This is a genomic window from Klebsiella sp. RIT-PI-d, from assembly GCF_001187865.1.
Lineage (GTDB): Bacteria > Pseudomonadota > Gammaproteobacteria > Enterobacterales > Enterobacteriaceae > Superficieibacter.
Genome location: NZ_LGIT01000018.1, coordinates 74,719 through 84,766, shown reverse-complemented (window position 1 = coordinate 84,766; position 10,048 = coordinate 74,719). Strand labels below are relative to the sequence as shown.

Annotated in this window: 8 protein-coding genes and 1 tRNA gene; 5 read left to right on the top strand and 4 right to left on the bottom strand. The window is 51.2% G+C overall.

Annotated features, from left to right (window positions below; all coding sequences use genetic code 11):
• Positions 1-7: 7 nt before the first annotated feature.
• The 5 genes from AC791_RS19260 to AC791_RS19240 all read left to right on the top strand — a co-directional run bounded on the left by AC791_RS19260 (position 8) and on the right by AC791_RS19240 (position 5,065).
• A tRNA-Arg gene (locus AC791_RS19260) sits at positions 8-84 on the top strand.
• Between the two features lie 285 nt (positions 85-369).
• Entirely contained in the window at positions 370-936 is a 567-nt protein-coding gene (gene yqaB / locus AC791_RS19255) for a fructose-1-phosphate/6-phosphogluconate phosphatase (protein WP_049842106.1), read from the top strand.
• A 148-nt stretch (positions 937-1,084) separates the two neighbouring features.
• Positions 1,085-2,641 (top strand): glutamate--cysteine ligase, encoded by a 1,557-nt coding sequence (gshA, locus tag AC791_RS19250; protein WP_049842105.1) that lies wholly within the window; start codon positions 1,085-1,087, stop codon positions 2,639-2,641.
• A gap of 226 nt (positions 2,642-2,867) precedes the next feature.
• Positions 2,868-3,383, top strand: coding sequence for an S-ribosylhomocysteine lyase (luxS, locus tag AC791_RS19245; protein ID WP_049842104.1), 516 nt, complete (start codon positions 2,868-2,870; stop codon positions 3,381-3,383).
• 323 nt (positions 3,384-3,706) lie between these two features.
• Positions 3,707-5,065, top strand: a complete 1,359-nt coding sequence (locus AC791_RS19240; protein WP_049842103.1) for a glycoside-pentoside-hexuronide (GPH):cation symporter — start codon at positions 3,707-3,709, stop codon at positions 5,063-5,065.
• A 138-nt stretch (positions 5,066-5,203) separates the two neighbouring features.
• On the opposite strand, the gene emrB is transcribed toward AC791_RS19240, so the two are convergent.
• The 4 genes from emrB to AC791_RS19220 form a co-directional block, all read right to left on the bottom strand.
• Complete coding sequence (emrB, locus tag AC791_RS19235) at positions 5,204-6,742, bottom strand: multidrug efflux MFS transporter permease subunit EmrB (RefSeq protein ID WP_049842102.1); 1,539 nt, start codon at positions 6,740-6,742, stop codon at positions 5,204-5,206.
• Between the two features lie 5 nt (positions 6,743-6,747).
• The gene (emrA, locus tag AC791_RS19230; protein WP_049842101.1) at positions 6,748-7,923 is read right to left on the bottom strand and encodes a multidrug efflux MFS transporter periplasmic adaptor subunit EmrA; all 1,176 of its coding nucleotides are present in this window, start codon (positions 7,921-7,923) and stop codon (positions 6,748-6,750) included.
• 126 nt (positions 7,924-8,049) lie between these two features.
• Complete coding sequence (mprA, locus tag AC791_RS19225) at positions 8,050-8,580, bottom strand: transcriptional repressor MprA (protein ID WP_049842100.1); 531 nt, start codon at positions 8,578-8,580, stop codon at positions 8,050-8,052.
• A gap of 186 nt (positions 8,581-8,766) precedes the next feature.
• Positions 8,767-9,936 carry an MFS transporter gene (locus AC791_RS19220; protein WP_049842099.1) on the bottom strand — a complete coding sequence of 390 codons (1,170 nt, stop codon included), beginning with the start codon at positions 9,934-9,936 and terminating at the stop codon, positions 8,767-8,769.
• Between the last annotated feature and the right edge of the window lie 112 nt (positions 9,937-10,048).

The window sequence follows — 10,048 nt, the reverse complement described above, 5'->3', positions numbered from 1 at the left end:
TCCCGATGCATCCGTAGCTCAGCTGGATAGAGTACTCGGCTACGAACCGAGCGGTCGGAGGTTCGAATCCTCCCGGATGCACCATATTTCCTGTGCTGGTAGCGAGAACGATGTCACAGACACCGCGAATCTTGTTACGGGCACCAGGGAGGATAACGTTGCTTCAGCAACGGCCCGCAGGGCGAGGCGAAGCCGAGTAATCCTCCCGGATGCACCACACACTTCTCTGATATATCCAACCCCCTACGTTATTGATTTTTACCCCTGCATGTCCTTTGCCGATCCTGATAATTCCTCATCCTGCCATCAGCGACAAAAAAGACCATTTACGCTAAAGTATTACCCTGTCATGTGGTCTGTGAGAACAAGATGTACGAGCATTATGAGGGTTTAATTTTCGATATGGATGGCACCATCCTCGATACCGAACCAACGCACCGTAAAGCCTGGGACGATGTTCTCGGCGGCTACGGGCTGCGATTTGATATGGATGCGATGATTTCCCTGAATGGTTCTCCCACCTGGCGTATTGCCCAGGCTATTATTGAAATCAACCAGGCCAGTCTCGATCCTTACCAACTGGCACGGGAAAAAACCGAGGCGGTTAAAGCAATGCTGCTTGATACTGTAAAGCCATTGCCGCTTATCGATGTCGTTAAAGCCTGGCACGGGCGGCGTCCGATGGCTGTCGGAACGGGGAGCGAGCGCGCAATAGCAGAAGCGCTACTGGCACATCTGAATCTTCGTCACTATTTTTCCGCGGTTGTGGCGGCCGACGACGTTAAAAATCACAAGCCCGCTCCGGATACCTTTCTTCTCTGTGCTGAACGTATAGGCGTGGCTCCGGAAAAATGTGTTGTATTTGAGGACGCTGATTTTGGCCTTCAGGCGGCGCGGCTCGCGGGAATGGATGTGGTAGACGTTCGGCTACTGTAAATACTCCCTGATTTTTACGATGAATAGCAACAATGGCTAATAGCGCTGAAGGGGTAACTAACGTTATCCTTGGGCGTTTGTTTCCGCAGGTATGGCGTGGTAGCACTTCTATGATTATTAAAATGAATTTGACTGACGGGAGATCACTATGATCCCTGACGTATCACAGGCGCTGGCCTGGCTGGAAAAAAATCCTCAGGCGCTCGTCGGTATTAAACGCGGTCTTGAGCGGGAAACGCTGCGCGTAAACGAAGACGGAACACTGGCTACAACTCGCCATCCTGAAGTCCTGGGCTCGGCCTTTACGCATCAGTGGATCACAACTGACTTTGCCGAAGCACTGCTGGAGTTTATTACGCCAGTTGATGGCAATATCGGGCATATGCTGAGTTTTATGCGCGATGTGCATCGCTATACGGCCCGCCAGATTGGCGATGAACGTATGTGGCCGCTGAGCATGCCGTGCTATATTGAAAATGGCCAGGATATTGAGTTAGCGCAATATGGCACCTCAAACATGGGGCGGCTAAAAACGCTGTATCGCGAAGGCCTGAAAAATCGCTACGGCGCGCTGATGCAGACCATCTCAGGCGTGCATTACAACTTTTCCTTACCGATGGCCTTCTGGCAGGCGAAATGCGGTGTGACGGACGCTGAGAGCGGTAAAGAGGCCATTTCCGCAGGCTATTTCCGTTCGATTCGCAATTATTACCGCTTTGGCTGGGTGATCCCTTATCTTTTTGGTGCATCGCCTGCGATTTGTTCCTCTTTTTTACAGGGCAAGCCGACGACATTACCGTTCGAAAAAACCGAATGTGGAATGTATTACCTGCCGTGGGCGACGTCGCTGCGCCTGAGCGATCTGGGTTATACCAATAAATCGCAAAGCAATCTCGGAATGACGTTTAACGATTTAGAGACTTATGTGGCAGGATTGAAGCGGGCAATCAAAACGCCTTCCGAAGAGTATGCCAAAATGGGTTTGCAAAAAGACGGCAAGTATCTGCAAATCAACAGCAATATTTTGCAGATCGAAAACGAACTGTATGCCCCGATCCGGCCAAAACGCGTTACGCGTAGCGGTGAGACACCGTCGGACGCGCTGCTGCGCGGGGGCATTGAGTATATCGAAGTGCGCTCGCTGGACATTAACCCCTTCTCGCCGATAGGCGTGGATGAGCAGCAGGTGCGCTTCCTTGACCTCTTTATGGTCTGGTGTGCCCTGGCTGATGCGCCGGAAATGAGCAGTGATGAGCTACTGTGTACCCGCACTAACTGGAATCGGGTGATCCTCGAAGGCCGCAAGCCGGGGCTAACGCTGGGCATAGGATGCGAAAGCGCTCAATTCCCGCTGGCGCAGGTGGGTAACGATCTGTTCCGCGATTTACGTCGCGTCGCCCACACGCTCGACAGCATTGAAGGCTCTGATGCCTATCAAAAAGTCTGTGATGAGCTGGCTGCCTGTTTTGACAACCCGGAATTGACGTTCTCTGCGCGTATTCTGCACATGATGAAAGAGCAGGGGATTGGCGGGACCGGAAAACAACTGGCGGCAGAGTACCGTACTATGCTTCAACAGGAGCCGCTGGAAATTTTAAGCGAAGATGATTTCATTAATGAGGGCAAAGCCTCATGGGAACGTCAGCGTGAAGCTGAAGCGGCAGACAGTGAGTCGTTTGAAGCGCTACTGGCAAAACACGCCTGATGCAAAAGAAAAAGGCCACATCACTGTGGCCAAAATGCACATCTCTGAATACAGGGATGATGATAACAAATGCGCGTCTTTCATATATTCAGACTCACCCGGGAACAAAGAGTTCATTTTAATTTCAAAAAAATTCGCACTATCCAAAAGGATACGAAATCCAGGTAAGAAAGAACATCGTAACCTTTTGAATTAAATGACATATAGATAGTCAGGAGGAGATAGAATGCCGCTTTTAGATAGCTTTACTGTTGACCATACTCGTATGGAAGCCCCTGCGGTGCGTGTCGCGAAAACCATGAACACGCCGCATGGCGATACCATCACTGTGTTCGATCTGCGTTTTTGCGCGCCGAACAAAGAAGTCATGCCAGAAAAAGGTATCCACACGCTGGAACATCTGTTCGCAGGTTTCATGCGCGATCATCTGAACGGTAACGGTGTTGAGATTATCGATATTTCCCCGATGGGTTGCCGTACCGGTTTCTATATGAGCCTCATCGGTACGCCTGATGAGCAACGCGTTGCCGATGCGTGGAAAGCCGCTATGGCTGACGTGTTAAAAGTCCAGGATCAGAATCAGATCCCTGAACTGAACGTCTATCAGTGCGGAACGTATCAGATGCACTCTCTCAATGAGGCGCAGGATATCGCGCGTCATATTCTTGAGCGCGACGTCCGCGTAAACAGCAACGAAGAGCTTAAGTTGCCGAAAGAGAAATTGCAGGAACTGCATATTTAGTCTGTGTATCAATATCAGCCTCCTCCCGGAGGCTGATATTTATTTCCTTCAACCTGTCATATTGAATAAAGCATTCGTAGTGTGATTGCTTTAGCCTCATTAATTAATATTTTGCATGATTCATTGACTATTGCCCGCGAATAAAAACGTGATCTGTCAGGCATAAACCTCTCCTGTAAAATAGTGTTATCCTCTTTTGATCACATAAAGAAAAAAACATAATCAGGTAGCTTAAAAACATAATGGACCCTGACTACGCAGATGTGGCAAAAATAGCGCCATAACAGAAACCGGTTACATACCGTATAAGTAAAGGAGCTATTATGTCTAATGGAGACAGGATATCTGTCAGAGAAAAGGTCGGTTATAGCCTTGGGGATGCTGCAAGCCATATTGTTTTTGACTCTTCAGTCGCTATTCTCGCCTATTTTTATACTGATATTTACGGACTGCCGCCTGCAGTCATGGGCACCATGTTTTTACTTGTTCGCCTGCTTGATGCTATAACCGATCCTATTATGGGCGCGATTGCCGATGCCACCTCGACGCGCTGGGGACGCTTTCGTCCCTGGCTGCTGGCGATTTGCGTGCCTTTCGCCGTAAGCTGCGTGCTGGTGTATTCCATCCCTGATTTTTCCGAGTCGGGTAAAATTGTCTATGCGGTTGCGGCATACATTTTTATGACCTTAATGTATACCGCGATTAATATTCCCTACTGTTCTCTGGGGGCGGCCTTAACCTCCGATCCGCGTGAAAACCTTTCTTTGCAGTCTTGGCGGTTCGCCATCACGCCCATCGGCGGCGCATTGGGTACAGCACTGATTTTACCGTTGGCTGACTTCCTGTATCCTGGTGACAGACCAACCGGTATTCAGGTTTCGATGGCTATTTTTGGCGTCATTGGCTGCCTGATGTTTGTAGTGTGCTTCCTGACTACGAAAGAGCGTGTCCAGCCGATTAAAGAAGAAAATTTGAATATCGCCCGCGACGTGAAAATTCTCTTTAAGAACGATCAATGGCTGATCCTGTCTATCTATAATTTTATGATGCTGGTGGCCGTGGTTCTGCGCGGTGGTGCCGTTGTTTATTACATTGGTACCGTACTGAATAAAGGCTCAGATATTATCAGTTTGTTTATGCTGGGCGGTATGTTTGCCTCTATGCTGGGATCAATACTGGCAAAACCGTTCGGCACGCGCTTTTGTAAAATACAATTCTCTTTCTGGATTAATTTATTAACCGCTGCCATTGGTATTCTGTGCTTCTTTGTGCCTGCGCAGTACTGGATCGCCATTCTTTCCATTCATGTCATTATGTCCATTATTCAGGGCGGCAATGGCGCACTGCAATGGTCAATGATCACCGACGCTAATAATTACGGCGAATGGAAAACCCGGCGACGTATTACCGGCATGAACGTCGCTGCCAATATCTTTGTGATTAAACTGGGGGTTGCCGTAGGCGGGGCGATTCTGGGATGGATTTTAGCCGCATTCGGCTATGCAACTGGCAACGTAACGCAATCAGCATCGGCCGTTCAGGGTGTGGTTTTATTGTTCACCATCATACCAGCCATCTTCTATATCTTGACTGCTTTCTCCATCAAATTTTACGGCCTGACTGAAAACAGAATGAATGGCGTTGTTGATGACCTCAAACAGGGGGCGTACAAGCAAGGTTAATTGTCCCTGTCATAAAATGAGCGGCAGAGCAGTTCTGAGAACGGTAAACGCTTCCAGAACCGCTTTGCCGCGTCATGCCGCACGGATATGCTTCGCTGACAGTATCAGGACGCAATAACCTGCTACTGTACGTGCATATCAGTGGGCGCCGCCGCCGCCGCCGCCCACGCCAAACGGCGGTTTAGCAAGCCAGATCAGACCAAGCAACAACAGAAATACGCCAGCTGACAGCCAGAAAATCTCATTAGCTGAGATAATCAATCCCTGATTGGTGATCTGCTGCGCCAGCCAGCCGGATGCCTGCTGTTGCGTCATCCCCAGGTCCTGAAGCTGATCGTACACCTGCTGCGCGTTAGGGTTATATGGCGTGACCGATTCCGTTAGCTGGGCATGATGCAGTGACTCGCGGTTAGTCCACAAGGTCGTGGTAATTGAGGTACCAATTGAGCCGGCCAGCGTTCGCGTAAAGTTAGACAAGCTTGACGCAGCAGCCAGACGCTCTGGCGGCAGTCCCGAGAGCGTAATCGTTGTCAGCGGCATGAAGAAGCAGGCGACGGCAAAGCCCTGAATAAACTGCGGCCATGCTGACGCGCCAAAATCCATGCCTGGCTCGAAGGTGTACGCACGCCAGTAAAAGCAGACTGCATACATAATAAAGCTGAATGTCACCAGTCGCCGCATATCCAGCTTATGGGCGAAGCGGCCGATAATGGGTGACAGCAACACCGGAAGAATGCCAATAGGCGCTGATGCCAACCCCGCCCAGGTTGCGGTATAACCGTAAACTTCCTGCAATAGCTGCGGCAGCAGAACAATCGCGCCAAAGTAGAGCATATAGGCCAGACTGATACACAAACACCCAATGGTGAAGTTTCGCGACTTGAACAGTGAGAGATCCACAATCGGATTATCGTCGGTTAACTCCCAGACAATCAGGAAAGCCAGCGACACCACGGCCACCACCGTCAGGACCACGATCTCATTGGACGAAAACCAGTCCAGCTCCTTACCCCGGTCGAGCATAATTTGCAGGCTGCCAATCCCCACCACCAGCAGTGCCAGCCCGACACCGTCAATGCGCCGCTGTTCAGTGCGGGTTTCGCGTCCCCGCAGCGATTGCAGCGTCAGGAGGACCACCACGATGCCAATCGGCACGTTAATGAAGAAGATCCAGCCCCAGTGATAATTATCGCTGATATACCCCCCAAGAATAGGGCCGCAAATCGGCGCAACAATGACCGTCATCGACCACAGAGCCAGCGCGATAGAGCGCTTCGCAGGCGGATAGTTACTCAGCAGCAGACTTTGCGACAGCGGAATAAGCGGTCCGGCAACAATCCCCTGAATGACGCGGAAAATAATCAGCATTGTCAGGCTGCTGGATACGCCACAGGCCCAGGAGGCAATAGCAAACGCCACCGTTGACCACAGGAACAGTCTGACCTCCCCGACGCGTTTTGCCAGCCAGCCGGTGATCGGAATGGAGATCGCATTTGCCACCCCAAACGAGGTGATCACCCACGTTCCCTGGCTCAATGATGAGCCAAGATTACCGGCAATCGTCGGGATAGCGACGTTAGCAATCGTGGAGTCCAGCACCTGCATGAAGGTCGCCAGCGACAGCGCAATGGTCATTATGACCAGCTGCGCGCCTTCCAGCGGTTTTTGCTGTTGCATGACGCTCACCCTGCGTTGGCCTGCACAATGTCGTTGATGAGTTTATTAACGGGTTCAAGGCTGATTTCACGGGCGTTACTTTCGTAAGCGGGATCTTTACGCACCTGATTTGCCAGCATTTGACCGTCGCGATTGGTCGTATCAACGGTTACCAGCGTTGATAAACCAATACGCAGCGGATGGTCGGTCAGCTGCTTCTGATCCAGTTCGATACGAACCGGCAGACGCTGGACCACTTTGATCCAGTTACCGGTAGCATTCTGGGCAGGGAGCAGAGAGAAGGCGCTGCCGGTCCCCATGTCCAGACCGACTACCGTACCAGTATATTTCACATCATCGCCGTAAATATCGCTCACAACCGTGACCGACTGACCGATGCGCATATGCGCCAGCTGAGTCTCTTTAAAATTGGCGTCTACCCATAAGTTAGTGGCAGGTACTACCGCCATTAACGGCGTAGTCGGGCTTATCTGTGCGCCAGGCTGCACCGAGCGGCGAGAGACGTAGCCCGTCATCGGACTGACAATTTTAGTTCTTTGCAGAGCAAGCCAGGCATTACGAACTTCAGTCGCGGCTTGTTTCACCGCCGGCTGATCTTCAAGGCGGGTGCCGAGGATGATGGCCTGATTTGCATTATATTGCTGAATAGCGACATCCAGTTTGGCCTGTGCGCTGGCTACGGCATCGCGCGCATGCTGCAACTCTTCACGACCAATCAGGTTCGCAGAACCCAGCGGTACCCGGCGGTTGAGGTCGGTCTGCGCCTGAGAAAGGGCGGTTTTCTGAACGTTAATATTGGCCTGTAACTGCTGGCTATTGATCATTTGCTGACGCGTCTGACGTACGCTTGAAGCCAGTCCGGTTTGCGCTTTTTCAAACGCCTGTTGCGCATCCGTCTGATCGAGGGTGACCAGAACATCACCCTTTTGCACAAAGTCGGTATTGTCAGCCCAGACTTTGGTCACGCTACCAGAGACCTGCGCCATAATCTGCACTTGATTCCCTGCAACGTAAGCATCGTCCGTTTCTTCAAAATGACGCAGCACTAAAAACCAGTAAATTCCCCATACCACAGCAATAATAACAAAGAGCAGGGTCAACAGCAGAAGGAGGCGTTTACGCTTGCCCTTCTTCTTATTAACCGGTTGCTGCGGGGTTTGAATCTCCGCATTTTCGCTCATGTGATTCTCCACGATCTTGTTATTTCATCTCAGCTTACGCCGACCAGTTGGTAAGACAGGCCAGCAGTTCTTGCCTGCTGGCCTGTCAATTTTTTCACTATCAGTATGTATGAGAGGGATGAAACGTTAGCGCAATGCCTCAAGAATTGCGCCATCTTCATCCATCTGATCAAGGCGGGTTAGAAGCTTACGTGTGATCTGCTCCAGCTGCTCTTTTTCGCTGGTATTGAGCGCTGACCACAGGGTGTGCAGGCACTGATGCTGAGGTGGCAGAACCTCGCGTAAAAACTGATGGCCTTTTTCAGTCAGTTGCAGATGTAAACAACGGCGATCGTTATCGCTCTCGCGACGTTCGATCCAGCCGCGTTTTTCCAGCTCATCAGCGATACGAGTCGCATTCGTACGAGAAGATCCTAATGCACAGCTCAATTCTGAGGGCTGGATACTGTGATCTTCCTGCGACTCAAGCGTGATTAACGCCATAAATAATGTTTCGTTAATTCCCTGTGCTTTTAGCATCTTATTGCGATTTTCAAGCAATTTTCCCTGCATGTGCATACACAGGCGGGTCAGCAGGACTTCCTTAAAAGGAAATTCTTCATAGCGGCTGGCGCGAAATTTTAGCATTTGTTCAATAGGGGTAAACGAACTATCCATATGGCATGACCTCATTAGTTTCAGCCGGTATAGTAACGATAGTGACAAATAAAGTAAATGTATTAATTACTTAAATTGATATGTGGTGATTATATATACGCTCATGGTTTCCCCTGTACGAGCGTTGTTTTATCTCGTGCAGGGGAGCCGCCTCTTATCCCGGCTTATAAAATGAACTCTGGTACGTCAGTGGGATGCCCCGCGCCACCAGACCAGCAGATTAAGAACCGCGAAAATCGCCCCCACGCCACAAACGCCTGCCCAGCCAGCATGTTGCCAGGCGGCAGCGGAGATAAGCGAACCCGCCGCGCCGCCAATAAAATAGCTGGTCATATAGCCCGCCGTCAGACGATTACGCGCTTCTGGCAGCACGCGATAAATCACGGTTTGGTTAGTGATATGCACCGCCTGAACGGCCAGGTCAAGGATCAGAATACCAACAATTAGCGCCAGCACTGATGCCTGACCAAACCAGATTGCCGCCCACGATACCAGGAGCAGAAGAAGTCCAGCGGTAGTCGTCAGGTGTGATTTTCCGCTGTCCGCAAGGCTACCCGCCGGTCGAGCGCCCAATGCGCCCGCGGCCCCCGCCAGGCCGAACAGCCCAATTACGCCTTCCGAATAGTTAAACGGCGGTGAAGCCAGTAAAAAGGCCATTGAGGTCCACAGGATACTGAAATTAGCAAAGCTCAGGCAGCCCAGCAGGGCACGAGTACGCAGCAGCTTATTGCCGAAAAAAAGGGAAAAAATCGAGCCGAGGATCTGCGGATAATTAAGATGATTTTCTTGCTTAAGCGTCGGAAGCCCCCGCCACAATGCCAGAGCCATGATAATCATTAGTCCGGCTGCCACCCAGTAGACCGTCTGCCAGCCGCCCAGCGTGGCCAGCAACCCGGCCACCGTTCGCGCCAGCAGAATGCCCAACAGCAGGCCGCTCATGATGGTGCCGACCACTTTACCGCGCTTCTCCGGCGCGGCGAGGGTTGCCGCCAGAGGGACGAGAAGTTGTGCGACAACCGAGAACAGCCCGGTGAGCGCGGTGCCGAGGAGCATGGTGGCAAGCGAATGGCTGCTGGCGGTAATCAATAACCCGAGCGCGGTAAGCAATGTCATTGAGACGATCAGTTTACGTCGCTCAAACATATCACCCAGCGGAACCAGAAACAGCAGACCGGCCGCATAGCCCAGCTGTGCGGCCGTAACGATAAATCCCGCCTGACCTGGCGTCAGGGTAAACGCTCTGGCAATAGTATCCAGCAGCGGCTGAGCATAATAATTACTGGCGACAGCCATGCCGGTTGCAAGAGACATCAGAGCAATCAGCGCCGGGCTAAGCCCGTGAGGTGTTTTATTCATTGGTATTATCTATTGGTTGTTGTCGTCGTACCAATAATAACGAATGGTTTTACGTGAAGGGCAAAAGATAGGTGTTCGATCGTGCGTTTTGAGGGATCCCCTCCCGTTACCG